A 16,436-nucleotide genomic window follows, 5' to 3' on the forward strand; every position below is an offset into this window, starting at 1 on the left:
GTTACTTATTTGTCCAGCAAGAACTTGCGCGCGATGGCGATCTGGTCGTCATGGATAAAGGTGGGCGCATGGCCAACGCCGGCGATTTCCACCAGTTGCGCTTTCGGCCCACGCTGCAACATGCTCAGCGCCGTTTCGTGCGACAGCAAGTCCGATTCGGAGCCGCGCACCAGCAAGGTCGGGCAGCGCACGGCGTCGTACGCGGCCCACAGCAGCGCTTCATCGCTGGCCGCCGATTCAGGCGTTGCCGAGCGGAAGGGCATGGCCAGTCCCATATCGTAATGGCGGCGCCAGTAGCCGTCTTTATCCTGGCGCAATACATCGGACGCCAGCTTGTGCCATTCAACATCCGTGTGCGGGCCGAAACTGGCCGACACGTCGCGCACGAACTGGGCGCCCTGCTCGAAGCTTTCAAATCGCAAGTCCTGGCCGATATAGTCGCCGATGCGCTGCAGCGCTTCCGGCGCCAGGGTCGGGCCAATATCGTTCAGGACCAGCTTGCTGATCGGGCTGTCCGGCAAGGACGCCAGGCCCAGGCCGATCAAGCCGCCCATCGAGGTGCCGAACCAGTCCACCGTCTGCCGTTCGCCATTGGCCAGCACGCGGGCCAGCAGGGTCACCATGTCGCTCACATATTGCGGCACGCGGTAAAACTGCGGGTTGGCCAGCCAGCCGGAGCGGCCACGGCCCACCACGTCGGGGCAGATCACGCGGTAATCGCTGGCCATGGCGCGCGCCAGGCTATCGAAATCGTCGGCCACGCGCGTCACGCCATGGGCGCAGACGAGCACGTTCGGATTATCGGGCGCGCCCCACTCCTTATAAGACATGGTGTGCAGGCCAGCCGGGGAAATGCACTGGACGGACTTGATGCTTGCTTCAATCATGCGTTTCTTCCTATAACGCTGGACTAAACCTGCTGCGCGTCGGTTTTATCAGGCGTTGTTAAATTGGATATTAAAAAACAAGAAACCGGTCATTTACCGGCTGCCCGCGCGCGACTCTACGGCAGTGTAGCGCAGCGCGGGCAATGCTCCAAGCGGACGGCCAAAATGCTGCAATGCAGCACCAGCACAGCAGTGAAATACCGGATATATTGAATGCGCATATCTGCGGTTATCCACAATTGAGCAGGGGCGGCAATGCGCGGATGATCACGCCATCAACCCGCAAGAGGAGACCACTCGTGAAAAAACCATTTTATAAAATCCTGTACGTACAGGTGATATTCGCCATTGTCGTCGGCGTGCTGCTGGGCGTATTTTACCCAGCCAACGCCGTCGACATGAAACCTCTGGGTGACGGCTTCATCAAATTGATCAAGATGATCATCGCTCCGGTGATCTTCTGTACTGTCGTGTCCGGTATTGCCGGCATGCAAGACATCAAGAAAATCGGCCGCGTCGGCGGCAAAGCGCTGTTGTACTTCGAAGTGGTCTCCACCTTCGCACTGGCAATTGGCTTGCTCGTCGCTAACATCCTGAAACCAGGCGCCGGCTTCAACGCCGACCCTGCCCACCTCGACGTCAAGTCCATCGCGCAATACACGCACGCCGAAGGCTTGAGCACGATCGACTTCCTGATGAATATCATCCCGAAGACCTTCGTCGATGCGTTCGCCAAGGGCGACATCCTGCAAGTGCTGCTGATCGCCATCCTGTTCGGTTTCTCGCTGTCGCTGCTCGGTGAGCGCGGCCGCCCTGTTACCAAGCTGATCGACGAACTGTCGCATGCGATTTTCGGCATGGTCAACATCATCATGAAAGCCGCTCCGATCGGCGCTTTCGGCGCGATGGCCTTCACCATCGGTAAATACGGCCTGCATTCGCTGATCCCGCTGGCTAAACTGATGGGTTCCTTCTACCTGACCTGCGGCCTGTTCGTGTTCGTGGTCCTGGGTATCATTGCCCGCTACACCGGCTTCTCGATCGGCCGCTTCCTGCTGTACATCAAGGAAGAACTGCTGATCGTCCTGGGCACCAGCTCGTCGGAATCGGCCTTGCCGGCACTGATGAAAAAACTGGAGCGCCTGGGCTGCTCGAAACCCGTGGTCGGCCTGGTGGTCCCTACCGGCTACTCGTTCAACCTGGACGGCACCAACATCTACATGACCATGGCCGCCCTGTTCGTTGCGCAAGCCACCAACACCGACCTGACCATCTGGCAGGAACTGACCATCCTGGGCGTGGCGATGCTGACCTCCAAGGGCGCCTCCGGCATCACCGGCGCCGGCTTCATCACCCTGGCCGCGACCCTGGCCGTGGTGCCGACGATTCCAGTGGCCGGCATGGCGCTGATCCTGGGCATCGACCGCTTCATGAGCGAATGCCGCGCGCTGACCAACTTCGTCGGCAACGGCGTCGCGACCATCGTCGTATCGAAATGGGAAAAAGAGCTGGACATGGACAAGCTGCGCAACGAGCTGGCCCACCCAACCTACGCGGCCGATGACGCTTATGTTGCACCAGCAGTCAATACCGTGAAGTAATCAAGACTGCTAATTGAGTAGTCAGAAGGCCCCGGTAGCGAAAGCTGCCGGGGCTTTTTTCATGGCCGCCGTGTCCCTTAAAAGCGACTGCTCAGCTGCAAATAAATAGTACGTGGCTGGGCCACGTATTTACCCTGGTTATTGTCGTCGAACGAACGCGTGAAATAGCGCTGGTCGAACAGGTTCTTCAGGCCCAGGCTCAGGCGGAAGGCGGCCGGGCCGCCGTCCAGGTCGACACTGCCGCGCGCAGCCCACACGCCATAGCCGGGAATGCGGCCATTGTTGCCGGCTGCGCTCTCCAGCAAAGTATTGGCGCTGTCGGCATATTGGCCGCCTTCGAACATGCCATCGAGACTCGCGCTCCATTTGCCCGCCTGGTAAGCAATCCCGGCCGTGCCCTTGTGGCGTGGCGAAAACGGCACTTGCTTGCCGAAATTGTCGCCCTCTTCCTTGATGGCGGCATCGACATAGGCATAACTGGCGTAGACATTCACGCCGCGCAGCTGCGGCCACGCTTCACCGAGCGCATATTGGGCGCTGCCTTCCAGGCCGCGGTGACGCGTCTTGCCGCGCGCATACACGCTATTGGTTTGCTGGTTGCTTTCATATTGATTGCTGAAGCGTATCAGGAACAGGTCGGCGTCCAGGCGCAAGCCGCCTTGCTGGTAGCGCGTGCCCAATTCCCACGAGCGGGCTTTTTCCGGTTCGGCGCCGCCACTGACGACGGCATTGGCCATCTTGCTGTATTGCACGGTGCCAAACGAGCTGTCGCTGCTGGCGTACAGATTCCATTGTTCGCTCACGTGATAGATCACGTTCAGCGCCGGCAGCAGCACATTGTAGTCGCCGCCATCGCGCTTGCCCGTCAGGTTATTGTCCTGGTGCGAGCGGATGCGCTCATTGCGCACGCCGGGCGTGACGGTCCAGTTGCCCGCGTCGATGCGGTCATCGATAAAGAAGGCGTTGGCGCGCGTGCTGCCCGAAGTGTCGCGATCAAAAGGGCTCGCTTGCGTGGGCAGAATGCCGCCCGACTTCAGGCGCCAGTAGCGCAGCTCATGGCTGGTTTCATCGATATAGCGGTGGCCGACACCGATCTCGTGCCGCACGCTACCGGCGCGAAATGCCTGCGAATAACGCGTCTCGATGCCGCGCACCGTGTACGTGCGCGGCGACAAGGTCAGGTTCTTGCCCTGGTCCAGATAACCGCTGCGCAAGGTATCCGTATAGAACGTCTGCACGGTGAGTTGGCGCTGGCGGTCCGGCTTGTATTCGTACGCCAGGCTGGCCAGGTTGCGGCGGCCCCAGAAATTGTCATACGGGCGCGTCGATTGATACGGGTCGCGCGCATACGCGGCGGCCGTCAAGCCGCCCGGCATGTCGGCCCGGCCTTCATAGTTTTGCAGCATGGCCGTCAGGGTGCTGGCGCCATCGATGCGGTAGCGGCCTTTCAGGATCACGTCATCGATCTTGGTGTCGCCATGTTCGCGCCAGTCGGCGCCGCGCACGCCGCTATATAAAATGGCGCCGCCCAGGCCATTGTCCAGCGTGCCGCCCAGCAACACGCTGGTATGCGTCTTGATGCTGTCGCTGGACGACGAGGGGCTTTGCTCGCCCTGCACACTGACTTCGCCGGTGGCTTTGTCAGGAATCGCGCGCGTGACGAAGTTGACAATGCCGCCCACGTTTTGCGGACCATACCGCACGGCGCCGCCACCGCGCACCACGTCCACCGCATCCATATTGCCCATGGAAATGGGTGTAAACGACAGTTGCGGCTGGCCATACGGGGCGAACGGCACGGGGATGCCGTCCATCAAGACCGTGGAGCGGGCCGCCAGGCGTGGATTCAAGCCGCGCACGCCAAAGTTCAGCGCCATGTCGTGGCTGCCCGTGCCATTGTTGGCCGGCGCCAGCACGCCCGGAATGCGGTTGAGCACATCGCGGGCATCGGTCGCGCCCAGTCGCACGAATTCGTCGCGCGCCACCACATTGCGCGCGCCGCCATGTTCGAACACGGATTGTGCATCGGGCTGGGCCAGCCAGTTGCCGACCACGGTAATCACCGCCATCGATTGCTCGGCAGGCGCAGCTGCGATTGCCGCCTGGCGCAGCACATAACTGCCCGGTGCGCGGGCGACGGCTTCCAGGCCGCTGCCCGCCAGCAAATGCTGCAAGCCTTGCTCTGGCGTGTAACTGCCTTGCAGGGCGGGCGCCAGTTTGCCATCGGTCAAGCTGGCGTTGACGGACAGCGCAATCCCTGCCTCGCCGGCAAAGCGGCTCAGGGACGTGCTCAGCGGGCCGGCAGGAATCTGGTAGGCGCGGGCGGCAACTTGCGCGGCAGGAGTATTTGACGCCGGGGCGGCAAGCACCAGGCTGGCTGGCAGCATCAGCAGGGCGGCCTGGACGGCAGCAGCCAGACGGCGCGGAGAGGCGATACGGGGCGAAACAAAATGCATGGGTTTCCTTTTCGATCAACACAACAGAGATGGGGCTTTCTCTTGTCTGCCAATCGAAACGCCAAAAGCGGAACCACTTTTTGAATTTTTTTATTCTTGTCAGGAATTATTCCGCGCCGACACGCTGATCCACCAGGGCAGCGGCCGCCGCACCTGCACCGGCAAGCTCGCTTCCAGCATGGCAAAGATGGCGTCCTGGTCATCGAGCGGATACGCGCCCACCAGGCGCAGCGCCGCCACTTCCGGCGCGCAGCCCACATAACCATGGCGGTAGCGCGATAACTCGGCCAGGAAGGCATCGAGGCGCATATTGTCGGCCAGCAGCATCTTGCGCGTCCAGCCGGGCGCGGCGGCCGGCACATGGGCGGGGGCGTCGATGTACCCAGCGTCAAAACGGGCGCCCTGCCCTGCCGCAATCACCTTCGCTCCAGCGTGCAGCGGCGTGATTTCAACCGCGCCCTGCTCCACGGATAACTGCGTCTGCCCACCCTGCAGGCATACTTCAAAACGCGTGCCCAGCGCACGCAAGCTGCCCTGGCGCGTCTGCACCAGCAAGGGCCGCGGCGGATGCTGCGGATCGGGGGCGCTGCTCACATAAATACGGCCGCGCCGCAAGATGATGCGCCGGGCCGTGGCGCTGTAAGCGAGCTCGACCTCGCTATCCGTATCGAGATGCAGACTGCTGCCATCGGCCAGCAGCAACTGGCGTACCCCGCCGACTGCACTGCCGTACGCGCTATTGGCCAGCGCATTGATGGAAGCAGGCTCTTCGCCGCTACGCCATTGCCACAAGGCCAGCCCGCCGACGGCCGCCACCAGCATGGCGGCAAACGCGCGCCGCCCCTGCGCACCGCCCGCCGACAAGGCGGCGTGCGCCGGTGCGCCGGGCAGGCGCTGGAATTGTCCGCTGATGGCTTGCACTCTTTGCCAGGCCGCCGCATGCGCGGGGTCGGCGTCCAGCCAGCGCTGCCACTTGGCATGGTCGCTGGCGCCCGCTTCATTGGAAGCCAGCAAGGCCCACCACTCCGCCGCTTGCTGCAAGATAATGAATTCCCCCTTGGCCGGCATGGCGCGCGTCATCCAGCGGGCCTCAAGCTGCGCTGGCCAGGCAATGCAGCATCGCCTGGGCCATGTATTTGCGCACCATGCGCTCGGATACGCCCAGCTCCAACGCGATTTCACCATACGCACAACCATTGAGCTGGTGCATCAGGAAGGCGCGCCTGGCCTTGGCCGGCAGCCGCGCCAGCATGGCGTCGGCCGCGTGCAGCGCTTCGAGCACCAGTGCCCGCTCTTCCGGCGAGGGGGCCAGCGCCAGCGGCATGGCCGCCAGGGCGTCCAGATACGCACGTTCGATATCCTGGCGGCGCCAGTGGTTGACGGCCAGGCCGTGTGCAATCGTGCACAGGTAGGCGCGCGGCTGCAGGATGCCCACGCCAGCGCGCGCCGCCAGCACGCGCAAAAAGGTATCGTGCGCCAGGTCGGCCGCCAGATGGGCTGAGCCCAGCTTCAAACGCAGCCACGACAGCAGCCAGCCGTGATGCTCGCCATACAGCCGCCCTACCGTATCGGCATGCTGGGCAGAACTGGGAAGCATCAGGTCGCTGGCGGGCATCGAAGGGGAAGTCGCGCGGCGAGGCACGGATTAAATGAGAAGTATTCTCATTATCAGGCAAAAACAGGCGAATCGCAAGACAGATGTGTTAACTTAAACAACAGTGACAAGGCACATTATCAATGAATGAGAAATGATGCATCAATAAAAATCATGATGATCAACCCAATGAAAATCATTATAGTCTTCATCACTCGCCGTCATGTTGAAGCGTCGATCATCGACTTTGCAGCATGAGATTGATTTATCCACTTTTTTGAATGGAGTCCATCATGTTCCCTTCCCCTGCTTTCAGCGCCACCTGGTCGCCACGCGCACAAGGCTTGTTGCGCATCATCGTTGGTTTCCTGTATCTGCAGCATGGCGCGTCCAAGCTGTTCGGCGTGCCGCACGTGGCCATGTTCGATGGCTTGCAATTGTTTTCCCTGATGGGCGCGGCCGGCGTGCTGGAACTGGTCGGTGGCAGCCTGGTTCTGCTGGGCCTGTTCACCCGTCCCGCCGCCTTCTTGCTGTCGGGCCAGATGGCCGTCGGCTACTTCATGATGCATGCGCCGCAAGGCTTCTTGCCGATGCTGAACGGCGGCGAGCTGGCCGTGCTGTATTGCTTTACCTTCCTGTACTTCGCCACGGCCGGCGGCGGCGCCTTCAGCCTCGATGGCGTGCGCAGCAAGGCTGCCACGGCGTAAAGCAAAAAACGGCGCAAGCTCAAGGAGCCTGCGCCGTTCTGATTGCAGCCGATAGGGGCTTAGAAACCCACTACGTCCAGCTCGGCGCCCGTGGCCGCCTGGATCTGTTCCTTCGTCACGCCCGGCGCCAGTTCCACCAGCTTCAAGCCGTTTTCCGTCACGTCAATCACGCCCAGGTCGCTGATGATGATGTCGACCACGCCCACGCCCGTCAGCGGCAAGTCGCATTGTTTCAGCAGCTTGTGCGACGTCGTACCATCCTTGGCGGTGGCCACGTGCTCCATCAGCACCACCACGCGCTTGACGCCGGCCACCAGATCCATCGCACCGCCCATGCCCTTGACCATCTTGCCTGGAATCATCCAGTTCGCCAGGTCGCCCTTTTCCGACACCTGCATGGCGCCCAAAATAGCCAGGTTGATCTTGCCGCCACGAATCATGCCAAACGAGTCGGCCGAGCTGAAGTAGGCAGCGCCCGGCAAGGCCGTCACCGTCTGCTTGCCGGCGTTGATCAGGTCGGCATCGACTTCATCGTCGGTGGGGAACGGGCCGATGCCCAGCAAGCCGTTTTCCGACTGCAGGAACACTTCGATATTGTCCGGCACATAGTTGGCCACCAGGGTCGGCAAGCCGATGCCCAGGTTCACATAAAAGCCATCCTGCAATTCTTTTGCTGCGCGCGCAGCCATTTGATCTCTGGTCCAGGCCATGATAATTATCTCCGTCTGTTCTATTTAGTCGGCGCGCACGGTGCGCTGCTCGATGCGTTTTTCCGGGGTTGCGTTGACCACGATGCGGTGCACGAAGATGCTCGGCGTGTGGACGTGGTCCGGGTCGATCTCGCCCACTTCCACCAGTTTTTCCACTTCGACGATGGTGATCTTGCCCGCCATGGCTGCGTTCGGGTTGAAGTTGCGGGCCGTCTTGCGGTACACCAGGTTGCCGGCGCGGTCAGCCATGTACGCTTTCACCAGCGCCACGTCGGCCACCAGGCTGCGTTCCATCACGTATTGCTCGCCGTCGAATTCGCGGATTTCCTTGCCATCGGCAACGATGGTGCCCACACCCGTCTTGGTAAAGAAGGCGGGAATGCCGGCGCCGCCGGCGCGCAGCTTCTCGGCCAGGGTGCCTTGCGGCGTGAATTCCAGTTCCAGTTCGCCGGCCAGGTACTGACGGGCGAATTCCTTGTTTTCGCCCACGTAGGATGCGATCATTTTCTTGATCTGGCGCGTGGTCAACAATTGACCGAGGCCAAACTCGTCCACGCCAGCGTTGTTGGAAATGGCCGTCAAGCCCGTTACGCCGGAATCGCGCAAGGCGGCGATCAGGGCTTCGGGGATGCCGCACAGGCCGAAGCCGCCAACGGCGATGGTCTGGCCATCTTGGACGATACCGGCCAGCGCCGAGGCGGCGTCAGGATAAACTTTATTCATGGGTGTCCCTCTATCGTTAAACTTTTGTCTGCAATTGAATAAGCGTTGTATGCCAGTTCCATGGCTGGAGTCTGCGACTCTTGCCGCAAGTCAGCATAAAATACGCCAGTCGAAAGTACAATACCGTAGAACTACCGGCGCCGTGCCGACTATCCACCTGTGAGAGTGACGTACATCAGATGATGAATGTGAATGCAGCGCCAGCAGCCATCGATTATGAAAGCATCTTCCTGCACGCGCCGGTCGGCATGTGCATGTCGGAGCAACGCATCATTCGCAGCTGCAACGAGGCACTGGCCGCCATGTTCGGTTATGAACGTGCCGAACTGGTGGGCCAGTCCTTCCAGGTACTCTACCCTACGCTCGATGAATTCCTGCGCACGGGTGACCGCATCATCCCCATCATGAACGCCAAGGGGCGCTATTCGGATGAGCGCATCATGCGCCGCAGCAACGATGAATTATTCTGGTGCCACGTGACGGGCCACGCCATGCTGCCGACGGACCCGCTGGGACCAGGCATCTGGACGTTCGAGGATGTCAGCGAGAAGCGCCCGGTGACGGCGGAACTGACGCCGCGCGAGCGCGAAATCGCCGCGCTGCTGGTGGAAGGCAAGACCAGCAAGCTGATCGCCCGCCAGATCGACCTCAGCCCCCGCACGGTGGAAATGCACCGCGCCAGGCTGATGCGCAAATTCTCGGCCGCCACCTCGTCCGAACTGGTGCACAAGCTGGCGGGAGTGCAGCTGTAAAGCGCGGCCTTAAAAAGTACTCATGCCGCCATCGGCTGAAATGATGGCGCCATTGATGAAGTGCGAATCCTCGCCTGCCAGTAATAACAACAGGCCATCGAGGTCTTCCGGCTTGCCCGGACGTTTATTCGGCAACATCTCGATCAGTTTCTTGCCTTGCTCGGTAGCAAAGTAGTCTTCATTGATTTCGGTCGAGATATAACCGGGGCAAATGGCATTCGTGTTGATGCCATACTTGCCCCATTCCACCGCCATGGCGCGCGTCATGTGCACCATGCCGGCCTTGCTCATGCAATACACGCCGATTTGCGGCAACACCTGCAAGCCCGCCATCGAGGCGATATTGATGATGCGGTGCTGTTTTTTCGGGTCGCCCTTGGCGCGCGCGATCATGCGCTTGGCCGTTTGCTGGGCCACGAAGAACGATCCGCGCAGATTGGTGTCCATCACAAACGAGTAATCCTCGGGCGTGACGTCCACCAGGCGCTGGGTGGTCGAGACGCCGGAATTATTCACCAGGATATCGATCGGGCCCGCTTCCGTTTCCGCGTGCGCGATGGCCGACTTGATGCTGGCGTAATCGGTCACGTCGAGCGACACCACGTGCGCGGCGCCGCCATCGGCTTCGATCTCGGCGCGCAATTCCTTCAGGCGCTCGGTGCGGCGCGACGCCAGCACGACCTGGGCGCCCGCTTGCGCCAGCACTTTTGCAAAACGCGCGCCGAGGCCGCTCGATGCGCCGGTAATCAGGGCGATCTTGCCCTCGAAGTTGACTTCTATGCCCACGAGCTACTCCTGTTTTGTTTTAGATAACACCCTGCACGCTGTCCATGGAAAACGGCAAAAACCCGTAGACCACAGCTGGGCATAAGTAAACGCCATCATTACACAAAATGCCCGGATTTAGATTGCGGCGTGGGGGATTGTCACGCAAAATGGCGCCAAAGTTGCAATCCTCGCCAAAAACAAGCACACTCGTGCTTAAATTTTCCCGAAGATGCCCCACTTACCTAATTTAGTCACTATAAAACGAGACCATGACACAAGCTAATAACTTAATTGAACAGTATGGACCGCGCGAGGCCATGGAATACGACGTCGTCATCGTGGGCGGCGGCCCGGCCGGCCTGGCGGCAGCGATCCGCCTGAAACAGCTGGCGGCTGAAAAAAATCAGGAAGTATCCGTTTGTGTACTGGAAAAAGGCGGCGAACTGGGCGCGCACATCCTGTCGGGCGCCATCATGGACCCGAAAGCCCTGACCGAGCTGATCCCGAACTGGAAAGAGCTGGGCGCGCCGCTCAATACGCCCGTGACGGAAGACCGCATCCTGTTCCTGACCGAAACCAAAGCCTATAAAACCCCGAATTTTGCCGTACCGGCCTGCTTTGAAAACCATGGCAACTACATCGTCTCGCTGGGCAATGTGGTGCGCTGGATGGGCCAACAGGCGGAAAACCTGGGCGTGGAAATCTTCCCCGGCTTCCCTGCCGCCGAGATCCTGTACAACGACGACGGTTCCGTCAAAGGCGTGGCGACCGGCAATATGGGTGTCAAGCGCGATGGCGAGCCTGGCCCCGACTTCCAGCTGGGCATGGAATTGCACGCCAAGTACACCCTGTTCGCCGAAGGCGCGCGCGGCCACCTGGGCAAGCAATTGATGGCCAAGTACGACTTGAACGCCGGCAAGGACCCGCAATCGTATGGCATCGGCATCAAGGAATTGTGGGAAATCGACCCTGCCCTGCACCAGCCTGGCCTGGTGATCCACTCGACCGGCTGGCCGCTGGACGCGAAAACCTATGGCGGCTCCTTCCTGTACCACCTGGAAAACAACCAGGTGATGGTCGGCTACGTGGTGGGCCTGGCCTATGAAAACCCGTACCTGTCGCCCTACGAAGAATTCCAGCGCTATAAAACGCATCCGGAAATCCGCAAATTCTTTGAAGGCGGCAAACGCGTCTCGTATGGCGCGCGCGCCATCACGGCCGGCGGCCTGCAATCCCTGCCGAAACTGGTGTTTGCCGGCGGCGCGCTGGTCGGCTGCGATGCGGGCTTTTTGAACATGAGCCGCATCAAGGGCAGCCACGCGGCAATTAAAAGCGGCATGCTGGCGGCGGAAGCGGCGTTTGGCGCGCTGGGCGAACAGCGCCAGCACGATGAACTGACCAGCTACCCTGTGGCTTTCGAACAATCCTGGCTGCATGAAGAACTGCACGTGGCGCGCAACGTCAAGCCATGGCTGTCGAAAGGCCTGTACCTGGGCAGCCTGATGACAGGCATCGACCAGATCATCTTCCGCGGCAAGGCGCCATGGACCTTGCACCACACGCATGGCGACCACGAATGCCTGAAGCCGGCGGCCCAGTCGAAACAGATCGTGTATCCGAAACCGGACGGCAAGCTGACCTTCGACAAGATGTCGTCGGTGTTCATCTCGAACACCAACCACGCCGAAGACCAGCCGATCCACCTGACCCTGAAAAACGCCAGCGTGCCGGTCGACGTCAACCTGGCGACGTATGCAGGCCCGGAAGCGCGCTACTGTCCGGCCGGCGTGTACGAATTCGTGAAAAACGACGACGGCGCCGAGCGCCTGCAGATCAATGCCCAGAACTGCGTGCACTGTAAAACCTGCGACATCAAGGACCCCACGCAAAACATCGTCTGGATCACGCCGGAAGGCGGCGGCGGACCGAATTATCCGAATATGTAATGCCTGGCCAGGCCGCCAGCAAACGCTGACCTGCGCATAAGACAGCGCGCCACCTCGCGGTGGTGCGCTTTTTTTTATGACAAACGCCATGCCTGGCCCTGCTGATACCTGTTAGCAACATAAAGTTTGCATTGAAACAGCTTTTGGCATAAAAATTCCGACAGGAAAGTTTCTCATAAGCACTGTCAACAGTTACAATTCCTGTTGATCAACATTTCAGTGCCTCCCCATGACAGCGAATGCCCCGCCCGTAGCGCCACTCGAAACCGAATTGCAGCAGGCTATCGCTGAACACCAGGCAGGACGCTACGCAGAGGCGGAGGAACTTTACCTGTCGATTCTGCAAGTGCAGCCGTATCACGCCATCGCCAATCACAACCTGGGCCTGCTTGCGGGGCAAGTCGGGCAATACGAAGCCGGCTTGCCGTATCTGCACAAGGCACTGTCGGTCGAGCCGGACGAGGGCCAATTCTGGCTGTCCTATGCGAACGGTCTTTTGCAGGCAGGGCAAGCTGCCGAGGCGCTTGACATCGTCGAGACGGCGATTGGCCGCGGGCTTGACAATGACAGCTCGCAAATCCTGCGCCAGCGCGTGCTGCAGGCTATTGCCGAAGCCGCCCTTTCGCCGTCCCGGGAAGACAAGGAACACATCGTCAAGCTGTATCACAGCGGTGATTTTGCGCAGATGGAAAGCGCTTGCCGCGATTTGCTGGAGAAGTTTCCCGAGTCTTCCTTTGGCTGGAGCGTATTGGGAACGGCCTTGCAGGTGCAAGGCAAAGATGCGCTCGCGGCCCTGCACAAGACGGTAGAACTGACGCCATACGATGCCCAGGCGCATGGCAACCTGGGCAATGCCTTGCAAGACATCGGCAACCTTGACGCCGCCATCGACAGCTATCTGCGGGCACTGGAGATCGATCCAGAGTTTGCCGAGGCGCACAGCAATCTGGGTAGCGCCCTGCAGTCGCAGGGACGCCATCAGGAAGCATCGGCCAGCTACCAGCGCGCGCTGGCCATACGCCCCGATTATGCCAAGGCCCATTTCAACCTGGCGAACACCTTGAAGACACAAGGCAAGCTTGAGCAGGCGGCCAATAGCTACCGCAGCGCACTGGAATTCATGCCGCACGATACCGAAGCACATTTCCAGCTCGGGGAAATCTCGCATGCGCTTGGCCATTTCGACGCAGCGGCCAGCAGTTTCCGCGCCCAATTGCAGATAACGCCGCTCGACGCCAGGGCGCATGCCGGCCTGGGCGCCGCCCTGCAGGGCGCAGGACAGCTGGAACATGCCGTCGCCAGCTACCGTCGCGCGGCAGAACTCGATCCGGCACTCGACATGCTGCATCACAATATGGCGCTGGCGCTGCACTCGCTGGAGCAATATGACGCCGCCGTAGACGCCTATCGCCAGGCATTGGCCACCGCATCCGATTGCGCGCCATTGCATACGCGCCTGGCCGAAGCGTACTGGGCCCTTGGACAAGCCGAGGCAGCGGTGGCTTGCTATCGCCAGGCACTGGCCCTGGATACGCAAAATGGCAAACTCATGCTATCGCTGGCAATTGCGCTGACACAATCTGGACAGGCTGAAGAAGCGCTTGTTTACTACCGCGATGCGGCCAGGCTGCATCCCGATGATATCGACACCCATATCAATCTCGGCATCTGCCTGAAGAACCTGGGGCATGCCGGGCAGGCAGTCGACAGCTATCGCCGGGCGCTGCAAATCGATGGTAATTCCATCGTTAGCCTGAACAATCTGGGAGCAGCGCTACTGGGCCTTCATCAATTCGACGAAGCCCTCGCGCACCAGCAGCACGCCGTCAGGACCAGTCCGGATTCGGCGATCGCCCACTGCAACCTCGGCGCTTGCCTGCAAGCATTGGGGAAATTTGGCGAAGCCGAAGCCAGCTACCGCCAGGCGCTGGCCCTGAGCCCCGATTACATCATCGTCCACAACAACCTGTGCACTACGCTGCAGCACCTGGGACGGCACGAGGAAGCGCTGCAAGTATGCAACCGCATGCAGGAGCTGGGGGAAGACAATGCAGCTTTCCATTTTAATATGGCCAATTCCCTGCAGGCGCTCAGGCAGACAGATGCCGCAAAAACGCATTACCTGATGGCGCTGGAACACGATCCAGAATATGCAGAAGCGCATGTCAATCTGGGTACCTTGCTGCAGCAGCAAGGCCAGGGCGAACAGGGCATGGCGCATATCCGGCAAGCTTTGCAAGCCAAGGAAGGCCACTATACGATGGCGCATAGCAATCTGCTGTTTAGCCTCAGCCACAGTGACACGGCAGATGCCGACACGCTGTTTGCCGAACACTGCCGTTTTGGCGCATTGCTTGAAGCCAATCTCGACGGCACACTGGCCAGCCTGCCATTTTCGAATACACCGGAACCTGAACGGCGCCTGCGCATCGGCCTGGTTTCTGGCGACTTCAACAACCATGCCCTCGCCAGCTTTCTCGCTCCCGTGCTCGCGCTACTGGCAGGCAACCCGAATCTGGCACTGTACGCCTATTACAACAAGATCCTCGAACATGCCAATACGGCGACCTTGCGCGGCTACATGGATGAATGGCGCAATGTGACCGCCCTGAGCGACGATGCCCTGGAAAAACTGATACGCGCGGACGCGATCGACATTCTGATTGACCTGTCGGGCCATTCGGCAGCCAACCGCCTGCCCGTGTTTGCGCGCAAGCCAGCACCCATCCAGGTCAGCTGGATGGGCTACCCGGGCACGACTGGCTTGCGGGCCATGGATTACTTTTTGAGCGACAACAAGATCTTGCCAGCGGGCCAGTTCGACCATCAGTTTCTGGAAAAAATCGTCCACTTGCCCATCAGCGCCCCGTTTATCCCCCATGGCGGCAGCGCCGGCATCAGCCCATTGCCGGCACTGGCCAACGGCCATGTGACGTTTGGCAGCTTCAACCGCGCCAACAAGCTCAATCGCAAGGTCATCGCCCTATGGGCGCAAGTGCTGCGCGCCTTGCCAGATTCAGTCATGCTGCTGGCCGGACTCAATGGCGATGAACGCGACAATTACCTTCGCGAGTGGTTTGCCGAAGAGGGTATCGACAGTACGCGGCTGCGCTTCCACGCACGTGGCAACATGGACGAGTACATGCAATTGCACCATCAGGTGGACGTGTGCCTGAACACCTTCCCCTACACGGGGACTACCACGCTGTGCCACGCGCTGTGGATGGGCGTGCCAACCCTGAGCCTCAGTGGCAACACCATCCCGACCCGCGCGGCGGCAGCTTACCTGGGCCATCTGGGCCTGGAGGCGTTTGCGGCGGACGACGAGGAAAACTTCGTCAACAAGGGCATTTTCCTGTCGCAAAATATTTCTGCGCTAGCCCACCTGCGCGCCACCCTGCGCGAGCGCTTCCTGCAATCGCCGATCACCAAGCCGGCACTGGTGACGCAAGCTCTCGAGCGTTCCCTGCGCATCATGTGGCGCCGCTGGTGCGCGCAATTACCCCCTATCTCCTTTGATGCTGCACAACATGATCAGCAACAAGGAACAGCCAAGGAATCCACGTCATGAGCACACACAAGCCATTGCAAGAAAAAGACTACCCCGTACTCGATCATGACCAGTATGCACGTAGCCAGCCAGCCGATGATTTCTGGGCGCAGATCAAGCGCACTGTCAATGGCAAGCCTGTCACGGAAGAACAGATCGCACTGATCGAGACGACAATCAAGAGCAACCTGGGCCTGCACGCCGGCGACGTGCTGCTCGATTTAGCTTGCGGCAACGGTGCATTGTCGACCCGCCTGTTCGACCGCTGCCAGGAATTTGTCGGCGTGGACTTGTCCAGCTATCTGATTTCCGTCGCCAGGCAGCACCATGAAATCGCGCCACGCTATACCTTCCAGGAACAGAGCGCGGATGATTATGTGCGGACAGAGCCGCGGCCAGAGCGCTTTTCAAAAGTCCTGTGCTACGGCAGCTTCTCGTATTTTTCCGCTGAGGCGGCGCAAGCGGTTCTGCAATTGCTGTTCCAGCGTTTCAGCCACGTCGAAAAAATCTACCTGGGCAACTTGCCAGACCGCGACCGGCTCGACCTGTTTTACAAGGACAATCGCCCCAGCGACGCCGAACTGTCCGACCATGCTTCGCGCATCGGCATCTGGCGCAGCAAGGACGAATTTGCCGCACTGGCGCATGCCGCCGGCTGGCAGGTCCAGTTTGTCGCCGCCGATCCCCAATTTTATGCGGCGCACTACCGCTACGACGTCATCCTGACCCGCTAACACGACGC

General features: G+C 60.4%; 13 protein-coding genes. 6 read left to right on the forward strand and 7 right to left on the reverse strand.

Going from position 1 to position 16,436, the window contains the following annotated elements:
• Positions 1–5: 5 nt before the first annotated feature.
• A complete protein-coding gene (locus ACL9RI_RS22295) occupies positions 6–887 on the reverse strand; it encodes an alpha/beta fold hydrolase (RefSeq protein ID WP_422728679.1) in 882 nt (293 codons plus the stop codon).
• Positions 888–1,150: 263 nt separating this feature from the next.
• Here ACL9RI_RS22295 and ACL9RI_RS22300 point away from each other — a divergent pair, with 263 nt between their 5' ends.
• Positions 1,151–2,488 carry a dicarboxylate/amino acid:cation symporter gene (locus tag ACL9RI_RS22300; protein ID WP_422728680.1) on the forward strand — a complete coding sequence of 446 codons (1,338 nt, stop codon included), beginning with the start codon at positions 1,151–1,153 and terminating at the stop codon, positions 2,486–2,488.
• 77 nt (positions 2,489–2,565) lie between these two features.
• Here the strand turns inward: ACL9RI_RS22300 and fecA are convergent, their stop codons facing one another.
• The 3 genes from fecA to ACL9RI_RS22315 all read right to left on the reverse strand — a co-directional run bounded on the left by fecA (position 2,566) and on the right by ACL9RI_RS22315 (position 6,541).
• A complete protein-coding gene (fecA, locus tag ACL9RI_RS22305) occupies positions 2,566–4,944 on the reverse strand; it encodes a TonB-dependent Fe(3+) dicitrate receptor FecA (RefSeq protein ID WP_422728681.1) in 2,379 nt (792 codons plus the stop codon).
• 99 nt (positions 4,945–5,043) lie between these two features.
• Positions 5,044–6,024 (reverse strand): FecR domain-containing protein, encoded by a 981-nt coding sequence (locus ACL9RI_RS22310; RefSeq protein WP_422728682.1) that lies wholly within the window; start codon positions 6,022–6,024, stop codon positions 5,044–5,046.
• A 10-nt stretch (positions 6,025–6,034) separates the two neighbouring features.
• The gene (locus ACL9RI_RS22315) at positions 6,035–6,541 is read right to left on the reverse strand and encodes a sigma-70 family RNA polymerase sigma factor (protein ID WP_422728683.1); all 507 of its coding nucleotides are present in this window, start codon (positions 6,539–6,541) and stop codon (positions 6,035–6,037) included.
• Between the two features lie 290 nt (positions 6,542–6,831).
• On the opposite strand from ACL9RI_RS22315, the gene ACL9RI_RS22320 reads away from it, so the two are divergent.
• Positions 6,832–7,245, forward strand: a complete 414-nt coding sequence (locus tag ACL9RI_RS22320) for a DoxX family protein (RefSeq protein WP_422728684.1) — start codon at positions 6,832–6,834, stop codon at positions 7,243–7,245.
• Positions 7,246–7,304: 59 nt separating this feature from the next.
• Here ACL9RI_RS22320 and ACL9RI_RS22325 read toward each other — a convergent pair whose 3' ends face one another.
• Positions 7,305–7,955: a CoA transferase subunit B gene (locus ACL9RI_RS22325; protein WP_422728685.1), complete on the reverse strand. Its 651-nt coding sequence runs from the start codon at positions 7,953–7,955 to the stop codon at positions 7,305–7,307.
• Between the two features lie 24 nt (positions 7,956–7,979).
• On the reverse strand, positions 7,980–8,678 hold the full coding sequence (locus ACL9RI_RS22330; RefSeq protein ID WP_422728686.1) for a CoA transferase subunit A: 699 nt from the start codon (positions 8,676–8,678) through the stop codon (positions 7,980–7,982).
• Between the two features lie 179 nt (positions 8,679–8,857).
• On the opposite strand from ACL9RI_RS22330, the gene ACL9RI_RS22335 reads away from it, so the two are divergent.
• Positions 8,858–9,430, forward strand: coding sequence for a LuxR C-terminal-related transcriptional regulator (locus tag ACL9RI_RS22335; protein ID WP_422728687.1), 573 nt, complete (start codon positions 8,858–8,860; stop codon positions 9,428–9,430).
• Positions 9,431–9,439: 9 nt separating this feature from the next.
• Here the strand turns inward: ACL9RI_RS22335 and ACL9RI_RS22340 are convergent, their stop codons facing one another.
• Positions 9,440–10,216, reverse strand: coding sequence for an SDR family oxidoreductase (locus ACL9RI_RS22340; RefSeq protein ID WP_183676457.1), 777 nt, complete (start codon positions 10,214–10,216; stop codon positions 9,440–9,442).
• Positions 10,217–10,467: 251 nt separating this feature from the next.
• On the opposite strand from ACL9RI_RS22340, the gene ACL9RI_RS22345 reads away from it, so the two are divergent.
• The 3 genes from ACL9RI_RS22345 (at position 10,468) to ACL9RI_RS22355 (ending at position 16,428) form a co-directional block, all read left to right on the forward strand.
• Positions 10,468–12,144, forward strand: a complete 1,677-nt coding sequence (locus ACL9RI_RS22345; protein ID WP_422728688.1) for an electron transfer flavoprotein-ubiquinone oxidoreductase — start codon at positions 10,468–10,470, stop codon at positions 12,142–12,144.
• A 229-nt stretch (positions 12,145–12,373) separates the two neighbouring features.
• A complete protein-coding gene (locus ACL9RI_RS22350; protein ID WP_422728689.1) occupies positions 12,374–15,715 on the forward strand; it encodes a tetratricopeptide repeat protein in 3,342 nt (1,113 codons plus the stop codon).
• Entirely contained in the window at positions 15,712–16,428 is a 717-nt protein-coding gene (locus ACL9RI_RS22355) for a class I SAM-dependent methyltransferase (RefSeq protein WP_422728690.1), read from the forward strand. The genes ACL9RI_RS22350 and ACL9RI_RS22355 overlap by 4 nt, the downstream gene beginning before the upstream one ends.
• Positions 16,429–16,436: the final 8 nt, after the last annotated feature.

It is taken from the genome of Janthinobacterium sp. Mn2066, assembly GCF_049319705.1.
In the GTDB taxonomy this organism is placed as follows: domain Bacteria; phylum Pseudomonadota; class Gammaproteobacteria; order Burkholderiales; family Burkholderiaceae_D; genus Janthinobacterium.

Excerpts from the sequence above, each read along its gene's own strand:
- ACL9RI_RS22295 (WP_422728679.1), bottom strand. The coding sequence starts at position 887 with ATGATTGAAGCAAGCATCAAGTCCGTCCAGTGCATTTCCCCGGCTGGC.
- ACL9RI_RS22300 (WP_422728680.1), top strand. The coding sequence starts at position 1,151 with ATGATCACGCCATCAACCCGCAAGAGGAGACCACTCGTGAAAAAACCA.
- fecA (WP_422728681.1), bottom strand. The coding sequence starts at position 4,944 with ATGCATTTTGTTTCGCCCCGTATCGCCTCTCCGCGCCGTCTGGCTGCT.
- ACL9RI_RS22310 (WP_422728682.1), bottom strand. The coding sequence starts at position 6,024 with ATGACGCGCGCCATGCCGGCCAAGGGGGAATTCATTATCTTGCAGCAA.
- ACL9RI_RS22315 (WP_422728683.1), bottom strand. The coding sequence starts at position 6,541 with ATGCTTCCCAGTTCTGCCCAGCATGCCGATACGGTAGGGCGGCTGTAT.
- ACL9RI_RS22320 (WP_422728684.1), top strand. The coding sequence starts at position 6,832 with ATGTTCCCTTCCCCTGCTTTCAGCGCCACCTGGTCGCCACGCGCACAA.
- ACL9RI_RS22325 (WP_422728685.1), bottom strand. The coding sequence starts at position 7,955 with ATGGCCTGGACCAGAGATCAAATGGCTGCGCGCGCAGCAAAAGAATTG.
- ACL9RI_RS22330 (WP_422728686.1), bottom strand. The coding sequence starts at position 8,678 with ATGAATAAAGTTTATCCTGACGCCGCCTCGGCGCTGGCCGGTATCGTC.
- ACL9RI_RS22335 (WP_422728687.1), top strand. The coding sequence starts at position 8,858 with ATGATGAATGTGAATGCAGCGCCAGCAGCCATCGATTATGAAAGCATC.
- ACL9RI_RS22345 (WP_422728688.1), top strand. The coding sequence starts at position 10,468 with ATGACACAAGCTAATAACTTAATTGAACAGTATGGACCGCGCGAGGCC.
- ACL9RI_RS22350 (WP_422728689.1), top strand. The coding sequence starts at position 12,374 with ATGACAGCGAATGCCCCGCCCGTAGCGCCACTCGAAACCGAATTGCAG.
- ACL9RI_RS22355 (WP_422728690.1), top strand. The coding sequence starts at position 15,712 with ATGAGCACACACAAGCCATTGCAAGAAAAAGACTACCCCGTACTCGAT.